Raw genomic sequence first — 18,161 nt, forward strand, 5'->3', positions numbered from 1 at the left:
GCATTTTATGCAAATGAGATAAATTAACCCGTTTTTTAATCATCCCTTTAAATTTACCTTTGATCTTGCAAGCGAACTGGCTCTTCAAAGCTCTCGTTATCATCTGTGTAGCCATTTTCATCAAAATTTTCATCACTGCTTCTTTTTTTGCCATTTGGTGTGATGATGATATCTTTTAGCCTTGCTCTGCCATCATCCATCACCATCAAAACAGCAACAGCATCCACGTCTTGATCCATCATCTCTCGCTCAGTTTGCTTTGCCTTTTTAGTTGGCATGTAAAACTCTTCGATGCCATATTTTACAAATAAATATCCATCAAATTTGCCAGCTAAGAAAAGAGCGTCTTTTGGCTTAGTAAAGCTAAATTTATCAAAAGCGTAAGTAGCATTAGCATCTTGCTTTAAAATGGCGTAAATTTCATCATTTTTTGAGATATTTCTATCATATATATATATCTCAACGCCAGTTTTTTCATCAAATTTAGACTGCTGTAAATTTGAAAAATCATAGCTCAAGCTCACGTAGTTTCCGCGAAAGAGATCCCTTGGATCGTAAAGATTGACCCTCACTTTTACCTCTTTTCCAAGATAAAGTGGCATGAGCGCGTATGCAAGCATCGCAATTATTAGTAAAATTTGAAAGATTATGGCTAGTATTAGTGATCTTATCTTCATTTTGTACGTCCTTTTTTAGCTGCAACTGCGAGCACGACGAAGGCAAAGACGATAAATAGCGCCGTAGCCCCCAAATAATCGCCTATTAGCTCAAAGTATCTAACCACCGCAACTAAGAATATCATGCATAGTCCAAGCGTTAGCTCGCCATTTTTGATAAGCGCGGCTGCAACGATGATGTTTGCTAGCGAGAAGAAGATATTTGCATATCCAACGCCTAAGCTAAAGACAAATGGCAACGCAAAGAGTATCAAACCAAGAAGCAGGCCGCTTTTGTTTTTCTCTTTGAAAAATAGCGCAATGCTAGCAATGCTAAATACGGCAAAAACCTTGCCAAAACTGCTATAAAAAAATGCTTTTGCAAACCAAAATTTATCTTCTTCTAGCTCGTAGATATCGCCATTTGCATAAGCTATCAGGCAAACGATCAAGATAACGATGCCAAGATACTTGCCAAAGCCTTTTACAAGGTGCGCTAGCCTATCTCTAAAGCCAGCTAAAGTGCTAAAGAGCGCGACAAGTAAAAGCGCGTATGAGAGCGATAAAGTAGCAGCCATCGGCGCTCTAAACATAAGATCATCATAGCCATAAAATTCATTAAACCCGCTGATCTTAGCGCAAAGCGAAACGATGTAGAAAAATATATCCGCTAAAAGCACAATCGCAAGAAATGCCGAGTCACTTTTATAAAGCATGTAGGCGCCAAGGGCTATAAAGACGATAAATTCATAAGCAAACTCGCCACCCATGCCCTTTAAAACAAACCAGATCGTCGCAAAAACAATGCTTTGAGCCACTAGCAAAGCCTTTTTGCTAGCAAAAGAGAGCGCCATAGCTCCAACGCTCCAGAGCAAAACTCCACCGCTTGGCTCGTCGCTAATATTATAAATTTGAGCGATAAGCGCTATGGCTGCTCCGTAGCAGAAATTTCCCAAAAAGAGCATAGCCGTGCCAAGCTTATCTTTGCCATTTTTGAGATAATAAACTCCACCAAAATTTACAAGTCCAAGCGTAAATAGCACAAGCACCAAGCGCATCAGCCTTGGCATCTCCTCCCAGTTTGCGCCAACTAGCGTAAAAAATGCCAGCGCGAAAAAGAGATAAGCAACCAACTTTAAGATAAAGCTAGTCTTTTCGCTATGAGCGTTTAGATCTATATCATATAAATTTGCTATCTTTAAAGCGGTGGCCTTATCGATCACATCCTCTTTTTGCCAGCGATCTAGCTCTTTGGCTAGAAAATTTCTATTGTAAAAATTCATCTTTCATTCTCTTTAAATGACATTTTTTTGTGGCTAATGATAGCATACAAGCGCCAAAAATGCTAGAACAAAAATAAAGCAAAAAAAGGAGAAATTTAAAAAGCCAAAAAACTTGGGCGGGCTTTTGCAAATTTAGCTTTAGCCAAAGCCCAAGTAAAAAACAAACGGTCATCAAACTTTCGCCACAAAAAAGATATCAGGCAAGCAAGAAATAGCAAAACCCGCTATCAATTTGCAAAAATGGATCACAAAAACTGCTAAAAACTACCAAAAAGACAAAATAAGACAAGCTCTGCAGCCAAGTAAGCGCTGCTAGCTATTTACAAAAAACCTAAATTTAAGAGCCAAAAAAGCTTTTAGCTTAAAATTTAGGCACAGCGGCCTTTGTAAGTTTAGAAAACTTAACACCCTTTAAGCCAGCAATCCTGTCAGCAAAGCGCTCTATCTTGCTAGCCTCACCTCTTATCGAGATCGTTTCTAAGCAGTTGTGGTGATCGACATGAACGTGATTTGTGCAGATGATCTTCACATCAGAGTCATGCTCGATATCCATTTTTTTATTCACCAAATCGTTGTGATGATGCACATAAATGAGCGTCAAAACCCCAATCAACTCCTCGTTAGCGTCCTTCCAGCTATCGCTTACGATCTTTTCACGGATCAAATCCCTTGTAAATTCACTCCTAGAAGCGTAGCCTTGTTCGCTAACTTTTTTATCTAGTTCGTCTAGTAATTGACTAGGCAAAGAAACACTAAAACGTATAACACTATCCATTTTTTGCTCCTTTCTCGTTTGATTACCGTTTATAATCATTATACATCACTTATTAGAAAATGTGGATAAATAATAATAAATTTGCCCTAAATTTACGTTAGAATCGTTACTGCAGAATTTCTTATTGATATAAAATTTCAAATTTGCTTCAGTAAATTTTTTGTAAATAAGCTCAAGCAAAGTCTTATTTTGAAAAACTCCGCCACTTAGTAAAATCTCTTTTTTCTCATTTTTGGAAATTTCAAAAATAATATCAGCCATGCCATTTATAAATGCCGTTGCCGCCACTCTTGGCTCATCTTTTAAAGCACTTTTAAAGGTCTCTTTAAAGCTGATAACTCCGTCATTTAGGCTAAATTTGTAACACACATCTAAATTTTTATCATAAAGTGCCTCAAGCCTCATGCCGCTTTCGCCCTCAAAACTCGAGTGAGAAATGCCACATATTATCGCACCAAATGCGTCAAATATCCTACCAACCGAGCTAGTTTTTACTAAATTTAGCCCCTTTTGCTCCATCATCTTGAAATTTCTAAGCACCTTTTCATCAAAATTTACTAAAAATTTACGCCCTTCGTCCTCAAGCTGATACTTCAAAATAATCGAATAAGCGATGAGGTAGATATTTTTTATGCTATTTTCGCCGCCAAATAAGCTAAATTCATCAAAGTGATAAACCCTTTTGTAGCTATTTTTATCTAGCCTAAAGACCTCGCCACCCCAAATTTTGCCGTCTTCCCCATATCCTGTGCCATCAAAACAAAAGCCAAGATACTCTTTATCTGGTAAATCATTTTCAAAGATCACGCTTAGCAAGTGCGCGTAGTGATGCTGCAAATGAACTAGCTCAAAGCCCTGATCCTTCGCCCATTTTGTATTTAAAAAATTTGGATGCAGATCGGCTATAACCTTATCTATTTTTAGATCATAAGTCGTTTCAAAAAGGGTGAAAATGTCCTTAAACCTATCAAAAGTTGCCACGTTTTTTAGATCGCCGATATAAGGGCTAACCATCAAAAGTCCGTCTTTGTAGATGCAAAATGAGCTCTTTAGCTCCGCTCCAAGGGCTAAAAATGTCCCTTTTTGCTTAAAATTTGTATGGATGAAATTTGGATTTAGCCCACGACTTGTTCTTGTAAAAACAACTTCTTCACCAACGCAAAATGCGATACTATCGTCACTTGGCGAGTAAATTTCTCGGTCGTGATCAAGGTAAAAGTCTATAACGTCACCTAGTTTCTCTCTTAGCTCACTCTCATCTTTTATCACGACTTCGCCTGAGATGTTTGCGCTAGTTGCGATGATGTCGTGCTCTAAATAATCAAAAAGCAAAAGATGTATGCCGCTAAATGCGAGCATGACACCAAGCTTATTTAAATTTGGCGCAACACTTTTTGCGATATTTGAGCCGTTTTTTGCTTCAAGCAAGACGATCGGCTTTAAATTTGAGCTAAGAAGCTTCGCCTCCGCCTCTGAAATTTGCGCTATTTTTCTAGCGTTTTGTAAATTTTTACTCATCAGCGCAAAGGGCTTGCTTGGGCGGTGCTTTCTAGCTCTTAGCTCGCAAACTGCGGCTTCATTTGTCGCGTCGCAAACTAGATGAAAGCCACCAAGACCTTTAATGGCTAAAATTTTACCCTCGTTTATGAGCCTAGCCGCCTCTTTGGCTGCTTCGTTCTCGCTAGCCAAGACTTTGCCAAATTTATCTTTTAGATAGAGTTTTGGCCCGCAGTTTGGGCAAGAGATCGGCTCTGCGTGGTAGCGGCGATTAAGCGGGTCTTTGTATTCGCTCTCACAAAACTCGCACATCTTAAACTCGCACATCGTCGTATTTACCCTGTCATAAGGCAATGCTTTGATGATGGAAAATCTCGGTCCGCAGTTGGTGCAGTTTATAAATGGGTATTTGTAGCGTGGATTTGTGGGGTCATAAAACTCGCGCAAGCAGTCATCGCAAAGTGCGTAATCAGGCAAGATAGGCGCTTGTTTGGTCGCTGATTTTGAAGCGATGATCTCAAGTTTTTCGTAAATTTGATCTATCTTAATCTTCTTTAGCTCATCGATCCTAGCAAGGGCTGGTAGCTTCTCATAAAGCTCTTTTTCAAAAGCCAAAAAGCTAGCCTCTTCGCCGCTAAAATTTAGCTTCACGCCCTCATCGTCGTTGTAAATTTCGCCAACAAGCTTAAATTTATGCGCCAAAGTATAGACAAAAGGTCTAAAACCAACGCCTTGAACTAAGCCTTTGATCTCATATCTAAAGCTTGATCTCAACGCCAAATCCGGGGTCAAAATTTGTTTTTATATTTGGGTTTAGGTGCTTTTTTATCAAGTTGCTAACTACCTTATTATAAAATAAATCCCCGCTTAAAGTAACATTTTTGATCTTAAATTTATCTCGTTTTTCATAGCTAAAATCGCTCAGAAAATGCGCCAAAGACTCGGTGCAACCAAAGCTGATGTTCTTCTCTCCAGCGCCAGCAAGGATAAATGAAATGATACTTTTTACAAACTTAACCCCGTCTAAACCAAAGTCATCTTTCATTTTGTAATCTATCCTAACGCCCTTTTGACCGCTAAAATCACTTGCCATAAGGAGCAAATTCTCCCCTGCTTTTTTAAAGTCACTGCTTGTGCCAAGCAAGCGTCCAGCTATGCAAAATAGCGAGAAAAAGCTAGCGTTTGAGCTAAATTTACCACTTGGCAAGACGTGCTCTTTACTGAAGTTTTCAAGTAGCCTTTCGCCGCTCTCATCAGCTCTTATGAGCTCATAAATTTCTTCAAAGCTACTAAATTTTGGCAAAAATAGAAGCTGCGTTTTGCTTGATTTTGAAAGCAGGCAAATTTCATCATCGCTAAATTTGCTAAATTTTAGCCCCAAAGCCACTTCGCCCAAATAGCTAAGCTCAAATTCCTCATCTTTTGTGTAAAAAAATGGGCTTAAAAGCGCACTACTTTCAAGCAAAGCAAGCCTTGAAAGAGCGCTTTTTTGCTCCTTTGCAGTAACGCTTACAAAGCTAAAACCATCTTGATTTAGCTGCTCGCAAAGGGCGTAAAGAAAAAGATCATTTGGCGCTATCACGTCAAAAAATAGCGGTGCGCTCTCGTGATTTTGCCTATAAATGGCTGTCGTTTTTAGCGATAAAAGTGGCTTTTCAAAGCTAGCAAGCGCGATCTGCGCCCTATCACCAGCTATAAAAATTTTTGGTAGCTGCTTTAAATTTACAGGCATCAAGAAATTTGCATCAAATTTCACCCCAAGAGAAATTTCATATAAATTTTCATCTTGCTCTACGCAAACGCTCTTGCCGTTTTTTAATAAATTTAGGCAGGTTTTTAGCTTTTCATTAAAATTTTCAAGCGTTATCTCGCCCTCAAATTTACTCCAAGTAAGTACGCCACTTTCATTTAAAATAGCCTTGCCATTAGCCAAAAATGCCGCCGCTTGAGATGGGCTAAGCGTGCCAAATTTTACCTTCTCAATTTCGCCCGCCACGTCAAGCTCATCTGCCACATCAACCTCGCTATGCTTTATAAAAAGGCTATAGGGCAAAATGGTGCTTGCTCTGTCTGCTAGGGCGCTAAGCTCCTCATTTGATCCACTTACTTTTAGGTAAATTTGATCATTTTTGCAGCTTATAGAGTGCTTAAGCTCCCCAGCTAATGAGCGTAAAAAAGGTGCAAAAAAGGCTGGGTCTTTAAAGCAGTCAAATTTAAAAGCAAGTATCATTTTAAACCTTTTTTAGCGTAGTCATCGAGGGTGTCGTTTAGGGTGAAATTTGCCACCTTTTCGCACTTAAAATCAAGCTCTTTTAAGTGTTCAAGTAGCGTTTTTTCTAGGATGTTAGAAGCTTTTATCACTTCATCTGAGAGGCTAAAATTTGATGACTCTATGCGGCTAGGCACGATGCCTAAGATTTTGGTTGTCGGTCTATCGCCTGCAAGCTCCATTAGATGAAGGGTTTGAAGCATCTCGATTTCGTGAGCCGAGCCGTCCCAGCTGATAAAATTTGGTACGTTTAGAAAGTCGAAAAAATAAACATCGCCCACGCTTGCGCCATTTGCGCTAATGCAATCAACGACGATAAGATAGTCAAATTCGCTTATTATGTGAGTTAGAGCGAGGGCTAAAGTGCCCCCGTCCATTAGAGTAAGCTCGTTTTTAGAACTTGTAAATTTATAGTTTTTAGCCATCAAATTTACAAAATGAACACCTATGCCCTCATCAGCAAACATAACGTTGCCAATGCCAAGAACTAGCACTCTCATCAGTGTTCTTTTACAAATTTATAGCCACTAACGATGGCGTCCATCGCTCCATTTTTGCCTTTAACGGCGTTAAATATCGCCATATAAACGTGAATAGGCACAAATATCATGATGATCCACATGCAAATTCTATGTATCGTTCTAACATTTGCTAGTCCGCCCATAAGCTCTTCAAAGTATCTCGCTGGCTCGTAGATCGCTCCGCCAAGTCCCTCGTGATAAACGTGAGCGTAAAGCACTAAGCCAGTTAGGCATATGAGTGCCAAGATGACGTAAAAGAAAAAGTATGAGGCAAACTGCAATGGGTTATAAACGCCCCTTAAATGCGGGTGTGGCCCCATAAAGATGTAGTATTTTATCTGCGCTATCCAAACTTTTGGACTTAAAAAGTCAAGCACGCTCATCCACTCTTTTTTGCTGTGCTTATCAAAGACAAATAGATAGAATTTAAAGATAAATACCGCTATTAGCACAAAGCCAGCGACCTGGTGCGCCAAACGCCACTTTGCTTGCATGAAATTTGTAGGCTCGCTCGTGATCTCTGGACTCATAAAGACATAAGAGATGTAGTAGCCGCTCACAATCAAAAGCGTGATAGCTATAAATCTAATCCAGTGTGTCAGCCTAACGCCGATGGAGAATTCGTATTCGCTGATCCTGTCAGGATTTTTATGTGACATCTTTTCTCCTTACAAATTTGGATTTATCTTATAAGTACTCAAATCATTTCCCTTCGTGTCCATAACATGCACGGCACACGCGATGCAAGGGTCGTAAGAGTGAATTTTTCGTATTATCTCAAGTGGTTTTGAAAGATCAGCGATCTTCATACCAACTAAGCACGCCTCGTAGCTTCCCATTTGACCTTTAGCGTCTTTTGGTGAGGCGTTCCAAGTGCTTGGCACGACCGCTTGCCAGTTTGAGATGACGCCATCTTTTATGCGGCACCAGTGGCTAAGCGCGCCTCTTGGAGCATTGCCTTTGAAGTGACCTTTGTACTCTTTGCCATTATCTATGACATATTTTGCGCAGGTCTCTTGATCTGTCTTTAAATTTTCGATCAAGGCATTAAATGCGTCCATAGTGTGCTCTGCGACCACTTTTGCTTCAAGCATACGAGCAGCGGTTCTGCCTAGAGTTGAAAAAACTGCACTTAGTGGCAAGCCACTCTTTGCTAAAAACTCATCGACTACTTTTTTAACTCTCTCGTTGCCTTTAGCGTAGTTTATGACGATGCTTGCGATCGGTCCTACTTGCATAGGCATGCCGTCATATCTTGGTGCTTTGATCCAGCTATATTTGCCCTTTGTGTCAAAAAGCTTGCTGTGAGCTAGCTTGCCTTCGCCGTCTATACTCTCGCCATCAACAAGGCCTGTGTAGTTTGCCTCTGTCTCGCCGTCGTATGGGTGAAGTGCTTTGTCATTTTTATACCAAGCTCTTGTCGCCTCTTCTGTGATCTTGTCTTCGTCTATGTCATGAACCTTGCTAAGATCGCCATTTAAGATGATACCGCCTTTAAATAGATGGTCATTTTTGCCGATCAAAAACTCATCGTAGCAAAGTAAATTTGATACGCCAACATCGTTTAGAACGCTTGGTTCGTTTGCATAAGCCTTAGCCGCCATCAAAATGTCTGGGTAGTAAGCTCTACCTACAAATTCTTTGATCTCAGCAAATTTACTCATATATTCGCCCATTCTAGCTGGATCCATAAGGTCCATCACGCAGGTCACGCCGCCAACTGTTAGGCTTTGTGGGTGTGGGTTTTTCGCGCCAAAGATAGCCATCATCTGAGCTGCTGTTCTTTGGATTCTTAGGCACTCAAGATAGTGAGAGAGGACGATTAAATTTTGCTCTGGAGTAAATTTATATGTGCTATGTCCCCAGTATGCGTTGGCAAATGGTCCAAGGTTGCCCTTTTTAACAAAGGCTTCAACCCTCTCCTTTACCTCTTTTAGCTTGTCAGCTCCCGTGGCAAATGGCGTGCTTGTGTATTTAAATGCCTCCTCGCTAGCTTTATGTACATCAGCACTTAGCGCAGAGACGACGTCTGCCCAGTCCATGCCGTGGAGCTGATAAAAGTGCACGATATGATCGTGAAGATATAAAGCTGCGTTCATGAGCGTTCTAGTTAGCTCTGCATTTAGCGGAGGCTTGATGCCAAGGGCGTCCTCAACTGCGACTATGCCTGCTCGGTAGTGTGAGTATGTGCAAACACCGCAAATTCTTTGCATAAAAAAGCCAGCATCTCTTGGGTCTCTGTTTTTTACTATCTGCTCTAAGCCCCTCCAAAGAGTTGAGCCAGAGTAAGCCTCTTTTACAACGTTGTTTTCATCGACTACGACTTCTATTCTTAAGTGCCCTTCGATACGTGTTATAGGGTCTATTACTATTCTTTTTTCACTCATTTTTTCGCCTTATTCTTTATCTTTACTCATACAAGCTAGTGCAGCGTGAGCCGCTATGCCAACACCAGCAAGTGCTAAAATTCCAATGCCTATTTTATCACTTACATTATCAGCGCCAAGCCCCAAAACAGTGTCAAATAGCCTATCAGCCATAGGCTCTTCAAACGGCCCCATCGTATCCCAGAAGTCTGGCTCTGAGCAGCCTATACAGCCGTGACCTGCTTGAACTGGCCATGATGTGTGTTGATTAAATCTCTCGCGTGAGCAGTTGTTAAATGTATATGGGCCTTTACAGCCTACTTTGTATAAACAGTAGCCATTTTTTGCGCCCTCGTCGCCAAAGCTTTGGACAAACTCGCCTGCGTCAAAGTGACCGCGTCTCTCGCAAAGATCGTGAATTCTTAAGCCATAAGCCCATTTTGGTCTGTTATAAACATCAAGTGCAGGCAAAGTGCCAAATAGCAAGTAGTGAAGCACGTTGCCAACGATGTTTTTCTCACTTGGAGGACAGCCTGGTACGTTTATGACTGGCTTATCAGTCACCTTTGAAAGACCGACTGAATTTGTTGGATTTGGCTTAGCTGCTTGGATACCGCCAAAGCTAGAACAGGTGCCAATGGCAAAGATAGCAGCCGCGTTAGCAGAGGCATTTACAGCGTGAGTTTTGCCGCTTGTGCCGTGAGGTCCGACTGTTAAAAAGTGCTCAGTTGCTCCTGTTGGGACGCCACCCTCAACTAGCAGGATATATCTGCCTTTATATTTTTCTATCGCATGCTCTAAATTTTCTTCAGCTTGCCAGCCAGCAGCCGCCATGATAGTTTCGTGGTATTCAAGGCTTATGTAGTCAAATATAAGGCTATCTATGCTTGGAGCGTCAGTTCTTAGCAAGCCCTCGCTACAGCCAGTGCATTCTGCCATGTGAAGCCATATCACAGGGAGCCTATCGCTTAGCTCAGCAGCACGAGCAACCATCGGTGTCATCGCACTTGGCAATGCCATAAAAGCTGTCATCGCACCAGCCCACTTCATAAAATCACGCCTAGTAAAGCCCTTATCTTTTAAAAGCTGCGCAATACTAGTGTCATTTTTCATTTTAGGCAATGCACTAAGTTCGCTTAAGCGTCTATTTATCTTTTGACGCAAGTCATTATTCATATAAGCTCCTTCATTAGAAATTTGTTTATTTTGTATCTTATCTTTTTTAAAGAAGAGAAATATTATTTTATTTCATTAATAATTATATTTAAATAAATTTTAAAGACTAAATTTTTAAACGCCTTGTTATCAATAATCTTAAAATATGCTAAAAAATAATATTTAGTGAGAATTTATCCCATTTTTACAAAAGATAAAGCAAAAATCCTATTTTTCTGAAAGTAAATATCAATTCAAATTTTTAATAATTTTTAAAAAATATAATTTAGTATATTTAAGAAGAATGGGCTTTGAAGTATAAATTTTTAAAAGCCTAAATGGGTTAAATTTAGGCTTTTAAATTTGCATTAAAATGGCCAGATAGCCTCCATAAGCCTTGTGCCCCAAGGTTTTTTGGTTGATTTGTCTAGCTCGCCCTCAGTTTTATACAAAATTTTGGCGTCAGCTATGTATTTTGAGTCGATTTCGTTGTTTTGCGAGATGTCGTAAGGTCTGATGACGCCACTTACTTGCATGATCTGTTTTTCGCCGTTTATAAGTAGCTCGCGGCTGCCCTCGATGAAGTAGTTGCCGTTATTTAGGATCTTGATGATCCTAGCTGAGATGGTCGCGGTAAATTTCTCGCTTCTGTTGCTAGTGCCACTACCTGTAAATTTATTGCCGCCACCTGCTTTAAAGCCGATGTCGCCGTATTTGTTTAGATTATCAGCCACGGTTGAGAGCGGTGCAGCCCCAGCTGTGAAAACGCCACCACCAAGCGAAATGGTGCTATCTTTGTTGGTGCTTTTGCTGCCGCTTGAAATTTGACTTGCATTTTCTGAGATGACGATGGTTACGATGTCATTTACATTCATCGCCTTTCTATCTGAAAAAAGAGGATTTTCGCCCTTGCCAAAGAGGCTGCCGGCGTTGCTTTGACCGCTGCCACTATCTTTTGAAGGGAGTTGCTCGACATAAACTGGAGGTTTCATATTGATATGAGGATCTGCACTTGGGGTGCAACCTGTGTAAAAAATGCCCGCAAATGTGACGAGCCAAATCTTTTTATAGTTCATAAAATGCCTTAAAATAAGTATCTTTGTGCTAAGATTAAGCAATTTAAGTTCCCAAAAAGGTCACAAATGAAAAGTTGTTACATTTTTTCAGACAAAAATCTAGCATATTTGCAGGAAATTATAGCTACAAAATTCAAAAAAGTTGAGATCTTTAAGATAACTCCAGACGAAAACGACAAAAAAAATCTAATAAATTTAAATGAAAAGGAGTTTTTTTTAAAATTTATAGATAAATTTGAAGAGCTAAAGGAGGGAAGCGACTTCGTCATAGTCGTTGGCTACGAGAGCTTTAGCCTCTTTGGCAAGAGCGAGCTAAATTTAAAGCTAGCTAGAAATTTAAACGCGCCTGTTTTTGACGAAAATGCAAGCGAACTAAGGGCGCTAAATTTAAACTCAAAGCTTCTAATAACTGATAAATTTGATGAAATTTTGAGTTACAAGACTGACATCATCACGCCATTTAAATTTCAAAGCTTACTTCTAAAAAGAGCCAAAGCGGCAAACAAGACAGTCGTTTTGCCAGAAAGTGATGATGAGAGAATACTAAAAGCAGCTCACATCGTGCTAGAAAAAGGGGCAGCAAATATCATCTTGCTAGGGCTTGAGAGTGAAATTTCAAAAAAAGCAGCCACTTTGGGGCTAAATTTAAGCAAAGCAAAGGTGATAAACCCAGCACAAAATGAGCTAACAGATGAATTTGCAAAGAAAATTTATGAGCTAAGAAAGCACAAAGGCGTTGATGAAGCCAAGGCAAACGCACTTGCAAAAGATAAAATTTACTTTGCCACAATGCTAATACATGAAGGCATAGCAGACGCCTTGGTAAGTGGCGCTACGATGAGCACGGCTGATACGATCCGCCCAGCCCTTCAGATCATAAAAACAAAGCCAAATGTAAGTGTGGTAAGCGGGGCATTTTTCATGGCGCTTGAAGAGGAAATTTTACTCTTTGCAGACTGCGCCGTCACGCCAAACCCAAGCGCAGACGAGCTAGCTAGCATCACGCTAAGTAGTGCTCAAACAGCAAGTGCTTTTGGACTTAGCCCAAAGATCGCCATGCTAAGCTACTCAACTGCTGATAGTGGCAGTGGGGCTGATGTGGAGTTTGTAAAAGAGGCTGCCAAAAAGGCGAGCGAGCTTGATGCAAATTTAAAAATAGCTGCGCCCATTCAGTTTGACGCGGCAGTTGATCTAAGCGTGGCTAGCAAAAAGATGCCAAATTCCGATGTCGCTGGGCAGGCAAATGTATTTATATTTCCAAATTTAAACTGCGGAAACATCTGCTACAAGGCAGTTCAGCGAAGCGCAAACGCCCTAGCAGTGGGTCCGATACTTCAAGGGCTAAAAAAGCCAGTAAATGACCTAAGCCGCGGCTGCCTCGTCGAAGACGTGGTCAATACCATCTTAATAAGCGCGATACAAGCAGGAGAGTGATATGAGAATTTTAGTTTTAAACTCAGGTAGCAGCTCGATAAAATTTCAACTTTTTGAAATGCAGACAAAAACAAGCCTAGCAAGCGGTCTAGTCGAGCAAATCGGCAGCTCTAGCTCAAGGGCGGTGCTAAAAGCAAATGGCGAAGTTTATGAGATAAAACGCTTCATAAAAGACCACCACGACGGACTTGAGGCGATGAACGAACTCTTTACCACCTCGCATACGCTGCACGATCTAAGCGAGCTTGACGGCATCGGACACAGGATAGTGCATGGCGGCGAGAGCTTTTTTAGCTCGATGATCGTTGATGAAAGCGTCATCAAAAAGATCGAGGATATAAGCCCACTAGCCCCACTTCACAACCCAGGGCACCTTGCTGGCATCAAAAACGCGATGAAAGAGAGCAAAAACGTGCCTCACGTGGTCGTTTTTGACACTGTGTTTCATCAAAGCATGCCAGAGTACGCCTACCGCTACGCCCTGCCCTACGACGTTTGCAAGACCCATCACATCAGAAAATACGGCTTTCACGGCACTTCACACAGATATGTCTGCAAGCAAGCAGCAAAAATGCTTGGCATAGAGTTTGATAAATTTAACGCTATCTCGCTTCACTTAGGCAACGGCGCCTCAGCTTGTGCTGTGCAAAATGGCAAAAGTATCGACACCTCGATGGGTCTTAGCCCACTTGAAGGGCTCATAATGGGCACAAGAAGCGGTGACATGGACCCAGCTGTTGTCATCTATCTGCTAAATATCGGCGTTTTAAAGTGGAACGAGATCGATAACTTTTTAAATAAAAAGAGCGGACTTTTTGGAATTTGTGGCTCAAGCGACATGAGAGAGGTCGTAGCCAAGATGCAAAACGACGAGCGAGCTAAGCTTGCATTTGATATGTTTTGCTACCGAGTGAAAAAGTATATCGGCTCATACTACGCCATTTTAGGACGTGTTGATGCGCTCATATTTACTGGCGGTATCGGCGAAAATGCACCAAATACAAGGCAAAAAATTTGTGATGATCTAAAGCATCTTGGCATCCACATCAACCACGAGCTAAATTTCTCAAACGAGCGAGGCGAGAGGTGCATAGATGAAGAATGCGCTAAGATAAAAACGCTCATCATCCCAACCAACGAAGAGCTAGAGATCGCCATAGAGACAGCCAGAGTGATAAAAGAAAATAGTAAAAAATAACTTCTTTTTTTATAAATAAATATTTTAAAATTTTATAGTTACGAAGCTTTTGCAGATAAAGTCCGCAAAAGCTTACAAATTAATTCTTTTTAAAAAATCTTACAATTTTTGCTTGTAGTTTAAACTGCTCTGAAAGCTCCATTATCGGATAAGCTCCAGCGTATTTTTTGCCGCCAGGTAGGTCTTTGCTCACGCCTCCACGTGCAGCGATCTGAGCAAAGTCTCCAACGCTTACGTGACCAGCCGAGCCGCTTTGTCCGCCCATTACGACGTTTCTGCCTAGCACTGTTGAGCCAGCAAGTCCAGTTTGTGAGACGATGAGGCAGCCATTTCCAAGCTCACAGTTGTGACCTATTTGAACGAGATTGTCTATCTTTGTGTAGTTTGCGATCATCGTGCTTTCAAAAACGCCGCGATCTATCGTCGTGCAAGCGCCGATCTCGACAAAATCGCCCAAAACAACGTTGCCATTGTGATAAATTTTCACATGCTCGCCAGTTTTTGTATGCGCATAGCCAAAGCCGTCGCTGCCTATAACGCAGTTTGCTAGCAGATGGCACTCATTGCCGATAACGCAGTCATTATAGATGACGACGTTTGGATGGATGATGCAGTTTTTACCGATAGTTACGTTATCGCCCAAAAACGCTCCAGCCATCACTATCGTGTTTTCGCCAACGCTCACGTTTGAGCCTATATAGACATTTGGCATTATAGTGGCACTCTGGGCGATATTTGATGGTTTTGGCTCGCAAAAAAGCGGCTTAGCGTAAATTTTACTAAGGATAGCAAAAGCAAGGTGCGGGTTGTCACATACAAGCGCTACCATGCCAGCTGGCACTAAGTCCAAAAGCGATTTTGTTACCAAGATAGCTCCAGCGTTTGAAGTGCTTATAAATTTAGCATTTTTCTCGCCGTCGCAGTATGTTAGCTCAGCTTTATTTGCATTTTTTAAAGAATTTAGAGCAAAAATTTCAAGATCTTCTCCGCTAAAAGTAGCATCTACTTTTAAGGCTATTTCGCTTAGTTTCATCATATATCCATTATCACAGATCCGCCGCGCACGACATCAACTGGGTTAAATTTCTTTATCGATTTTAAAAAGCTCTCTACCCTGCTCGCATCATCAGCCACCATGACGACGATGTAGTTTTCATTTGTGTTTGTGACGATGCCATTATATGTCTTTAGTATCGCCTCAAGGCCGGCAAAATTTTCACCAAGCGGGATTTTAACAAGCGCCATCTCTTTTTCGACAAATTCGCCACTTTCTATGACCTTATACGTTGGGATGAGCTTATGAAGCTGCTTTACGATCTGCTCCAAAACCCTCTCATCGCCGCTTGTGACGATGCTTAGCCTTGAGAAGTTGCTCTCAGGTATCGGAGCAACCGTGAGCGTGTCGATATTGTAGCCCCTGCCCGCAAAAAGCCCAGAAATCCTAGCCAAAACGCCATGTTCATTTAAAACTATAACCGAAATCGTTCTTCTGATACTCATTTTTCTTCCTTGCTCTTTAATATCATATTATAAATCGCAGCCCCAGCTGGAACCATAGGAAGCACGTCCTCAAAGCGGTCGATCCTCACGTCGATAAGAGCTGATTTTTTACTCTTGATCGCCTCTTTTAAAGCCTTTTTAAACTCATCTTTGCTCTTGCAAACAAAGCCAACACCGCCAAATCCCTCAGCTATCTTTACAAAATCAGGCTGCAAGCTAAGATCAGTTGATGAGTAACGCTTTTCATAGAAAAATGTCTGCCACTGGCGCACCATGCCTAAGAAGTTGTTGTTTAAGATGATGTTTATGACAGGGACATTTGTCTCATAAGCGGTCATTAGCTCTTGGATATTCATAAGTATTGAGCCATCGCCTGTAAAATTTACAACCAAATGCTCAGGCATCGCACACTTTGCTCCGATCGCTGCAGGCAGGCCATATCCCATCGTGCCAAGGCCGCCACTTGTGACAAGCTGCCTTGCGCGGTTAAATGGATAAAACTGCGCTACCCACATCTGGTGCTGACCAACGTCAGTTGCGATGATAGCCTCAGGACCAACTATCTTTGCAGTCTCTTCAACCACCCATTGAGGCTTCAAGACCTTGTCACTATCTGTGTAGCCAAGTGGGTTTAGCTTTTGATATCTATCTAAAATTTCTCTCCAAGGCGCATAGTTTTTAGGCTCACCTTTCACCTCTTCATAAAGCTCGCTTAGCACGTTTGTAAGGTCGCCAACTATCGGATAGTGAGCGTTTATGATCTTTGAGATAGAGCTTGGATCGATGTCGATGTGGATGATCTTAGCGTGTTTAGCAAACTCATCCGTTTTGCCTGTGACCCTATCGCAAAATCTAGCGCCAAGCGATATGAGAAGGTCGCACTCGCTAAGAGCCATATTTGAAGCGTAGCTGCCGTGCATGCCTGCCATGCCTAAATTTAGCTTATCTTTTGCATCAAGCACGCCAAGAGCCATAAGCGTCTCGACCGCTGGGATGCCAGTTTTTTTCATAAATTTACGTATGATCTCGCTAGCATTTGACGCGACTGCACCGCCACCGATGTAAAGAAGTGGTCTTTTTGCCTCATTTATCGCAGCTGCTGCTTTTTTGATCTGCTTAGAGTTGCCTTTATAGGTCGGCTTGTAGCTTGGGATAGAAATTTCTTTTGGATAGACAAAGTCGCCAAGCCTTGAAGTGACGTTTTTTGGGATATCGATATGAACTGGTCCTGGGCGGCCTGATCTTGCGATGTAAAACGCCTCTTTTATGATGCGAGGTAGCTCCTCGACGCTATTTACTAAAAAGTTATGCTTGACACAGGGGCGTGAAATGCCGACTGCATCGATCTCTTGAAAGGCATCTGTACCGATCATAAAGGTTGGTACTTGACCGCTTATAAGCACAACTGGGATGCTGTCGCTGTAAGCTGTGGCAAGACCAGTGACCGCGTTTGTAAAGCCAGGGCCACTTGTCACAAAAGCCACGCCAACTTTGCCGCTAACCCTAGCGTATCCGTCTGCTGCGTGAACGGCTGCTTGCTCGTGGCGAACCAAGATGTGCTTGAAATAAGTTTGTTTATATGTCTCGTCGTAGATATTTAAAGCTGCACCGCCAGGATAGCCAAAAACTATCTCAACGCCCTCTTCGTGCAAGGCTTCGCTTATCATCTGTGAACCAGAAATTTGTTTTATCATCACTTTAGCCTTTTGATAAATTTATCGCAAATTATATCCCAAAGCATTTTAAATCCATTTTAACTTTTTAGCGAAATTTGGGCGTTATCTTAAATTTTTTGAAAAAATTTTGAGTTAAAAAAGTAAGAAATACAAAATATTTTACATATATTTATGCATATTATTTTTAGTATTTTTGATAAATTTGGCAAATTTAGAAAATAGGTAGAGGGGCGCCAACCAAGCCAACCAAGCCAACCAAGCCAACCAAGCCAACCAAGCCAACCAAGCCAACCAAGCCAACCAAGCCAACCAAGCCAACCAAGCCAACCAAGCCAACCAAGCCAACCAAGCCAACCAAGCCAACCAAGCCAACCAAGCCAACCAAGCCAACCAAGCCAACCAAGCCAACCAAGCCAACCAAGCCAACCAAGCCAACCAAGCCAACCAAGCCAACCAAGCCAACCAAGCCAACCAAGCCAACCAAGCCAACCAAGCCAACCAAGCCAACCAAGCCAACCAAGCCAACCAAGCCAACCAAGCCAACCAAGCCAACCAAGCCAACCAAGCCAACCAAGCCAACCAAGCCAACCAAGCCAACCAAGCCAACCAAGCCAACCAAGCCAACCAAGCCAACCAAGCCAACCAAGCCAACCAAGCCAACCAAGCCAACCAAGAAAATTTAACTAGAAATTTTCACAAAATTAGCAAAAAAATTTATGTCAAAGCATAAAAATAACCTTAAGCTAAGCTATTTC

General features: G+C 41.7%; 16 protein-coding genes. 2 read left to right on the forward strand and 14 right to left on the reverse strand.

Features of this window, described 5'->3' with window-relative positions; all coding sequences use genetic code 11:
- Nucleotides 1-53 precede the first annotated feature (53 nt).
- The 10 genes from CVS89_RS05490 to flgH form a co-directional block, all read right to left on the reverse strand.
- On the reverse strand, nucleotides 54-677 hold the full coding sequence (locus tag CVS89_RS05490) for a GDYXXLXY domain-containing protein (RefSeq protein ID WP_107848423.1): 624 nt from the start codon (nucleotides 675-677) through the stop codon (nucleotides 54-56).
- The gene (locus tag CVS89_RS05495; protein ID WP_107848424.1) at nucleotides 674-1,939 is read right to left on the reverse strand and encodes a DUF2157 domain-containing protein; all 1,266 of its coding nucleotides are present in this window, start codon (nucleotides 1,937-1,939) and stop codon (nucleotides 674-676) included. Before CVS89_RS05495 ends, CVS89_RS05490 begins: the two co-directional genes overlap by 4 nt.
- Before the next feature lie 361 nt (nucleotides 1,940-2,300).
- The gene (nikR, locus tag CVS89_RS05500; protein ID WP_107848426.1) at nucleotides 2,301-2,714 is read right to left on the reverse strand and encodes a nickel-responsive transcriptional regulator NikR; all 414 of its coding nucleotides are present in this window, start codon (nucleotides 2,712-2,714) and stop codon (nucleotides 2,301-2,303) included.
- Nucleotides 2,715-2,759: 45 nt separating this feature from the next.
- A complete protein-coding gene (gene hypF, locus CVS89_RS05505; RefSeq protein ID WP_107848427.1) occupies nucleotides 2,760-4,985 on the reverse strand; it encodes a carbamoyltransferase HypF in 2,226 nt (741 codons plus the stop codon).
- Nucleotides 4,969-6,441: a hypothetical protein gene (locus tag CVS89_RS05510; RefSeq protein ID WP_107848428.1), complete on the reverse strand. Its 1,473-nt coding sequence runs from the start codon at nucleotides 6,439-6,441 to the stop codon at nucleotides 4,969-4,971. The genes hypF and CVS89_RS05510 overlap by 17 nt, the downstream gene beginning before the upstream one ends.
- Complete coding sequence (locus CVS89_RS05515) at nucleotides 6,438-6,980, reverse strand: HyaD/HybD family hydrogenase maturation endopeptidase (RefSeq protein WP_021093168.1); 543 nt, start codon at nucleotides 6,978-6,980, stop codon at nucleotides 6,438-6,440. Before CVS89_RS05515 ends, CVS89_RS05510 begins: the two co-directional genes overlap by 4 nt.
- On the reverse strand, nucleotides 6,980-7,660 hold the full coding sequence (gene cybH, locus CVS89_RS05520) for a Ni/Fe-hydrogenase, b-type cytochrome subunit (RefSeq protein ID WP_103597678.1): 681 nt from the start codon (nucleotides 7,658-7,660) through the stop codon (nucleotides 6,980-6,982). Before cybH ends, CVS89_RS05515 begins: the two co-directional genes overlap by 1 nt.
- A 9-nt stretch (nucleotides 7,661-7,669) precedes the next feature.
- Nucleotides 7,670-9,388, reverse strand: a complete 1,719-nt coding sequence (locus tag CVS89_RS05525; protein WP_107848429.1) for a nickel-dependent hydrogenase large subunit — start codon at nucleotides 9,386-9,388, stop codon at nucleotides 7,670-7,672.
- Nucleotides 9,389-9,397: 9 nt separating this feature from the next.
- A complete protein-coding gene (locus CVS89_RS05530) occupies nucleotides 9,398-10,543 on the reverse strand; it encodes a hydrogenase small subunit (protein ID WP_021085837.1) in 1,146 nt (381 codons plus the stop codon).
- 347 nt (nucleotides 10,544-10,890) lie between these two features.
- Nucleotides 10,891-11,598, reverse strand: coding sequence for a flagellar basal body L-ring protein FlgH (flgH, locus tag CVS89_RS05535; RefSeq protein ID WP_002940928.1), 708 nt, complete (start codon nucleotides 11,596-11,598; stop codon nucleotides 10,891-10,893).
- A gap of 66 nt (nucleotides 11,599-11,664) precedes the next feature.
- On the opposite strand from flgH, the gene pta reads away from it, so the two are divergent.
- Both pta and CVS89_RS05545 read left to right on the forward strand, forming a co-directional pair.
- Nucleotides 11,665-13,032: a phosphate acetyltransferase gene (gene pta, locus CVS89_RS05540; RefSeq protein WP_107848430.1), complete on the forward strand. Its 1,368-nt coding sequence runs from the start codon at nucleotides 11,665-11,667 to the stop codon at nucleotides 13,030-13,032.
- A gap of 1 nt (nucleotide 13,033) precedes the next feature.
- A complete protein-coding gene (locus CVS89_RS05545) occupies nucleotides 13,034-14,230 on the forward strand; it encodes an acetate kinase (RefSeq protein WP_107848431.1) in 1,197 nt (398 codons plus the stop codon).
- Nucleotides 14,231-14,309: 79 nt separating this feature from the next.
- Here CVS89_RS05545 and lpxD read toward each other — a convergent pair whose 3' ends face one another.
- From lpxD to CVS89_RS05565, 4 genes are all read right to left on the reverse strand, one after another.
- A complete protein-coding gene (gene lpxD / locus CVS89_RS05550; protein ID WP_103634176.1) occupies nucleotides 14,310-15,263 on the reverse strand; it encodes a UDP-3-O-(3-hydroxymyristoyl)glucosamine N-acyltransferase in 954 nt (317 codons plus the stop codon).
- The gene (gene ilvN, locus CVS89_RS05555) at nucleotides 15,263-15,724 is read right to left on the reverse strand and encodes an acetolactate synthase small subunit (protein WP_223227413.1); all 462 of its coding nucleotides are present in this window, start codon (nucleotides 15,722-15,724) and stop codon (nucleotides 15,263-15,265) included. Before ilvN ends, lpxD begins: the two co-directional genes overlap by 1 nt.
- Nucleotides 15,725-15,726: 2 nt before the next feature.
- Nucleotides 15,727-17,421 (reverse strand): acetolactate synthase large subunit, encoded by a 1,695-nt coding sequence (locus CVS89_RS05560; protein WP_233091271.1) that lies wholly within the window; start codon nucleotides 17,419-17,421, stop codon nucleotides 15,727-15,729.
- Nucleotides 17,422-17,565: 144 nt separating this feature from the next.
- The gene (locus CVS89_RS05565; RefSeq protein WP_196376802.1) at nucleotides 17,566-18,075 is read right to left on the reverse strand and encodes a hypothetical protein; all 510 of its coding nucleotides are present in this window, start codon (nucleotides 18,073-18,075) and stop codon (nucleotides 17,566-17,568) included.
- Nucleotides 18,076-18,161 lie beyond the last annotated feature (86 nt).

The organism is Campylobacter concisus, from assembly GCF_003048615.2.
Taxonomy (GTDB): domain Bacteria; phylum Campylobacterota; class Campylobacteria; order Campylobacterales; family Campylobacteraceae; genus Campylobacter_A; species Campylobacter_A concisus_C.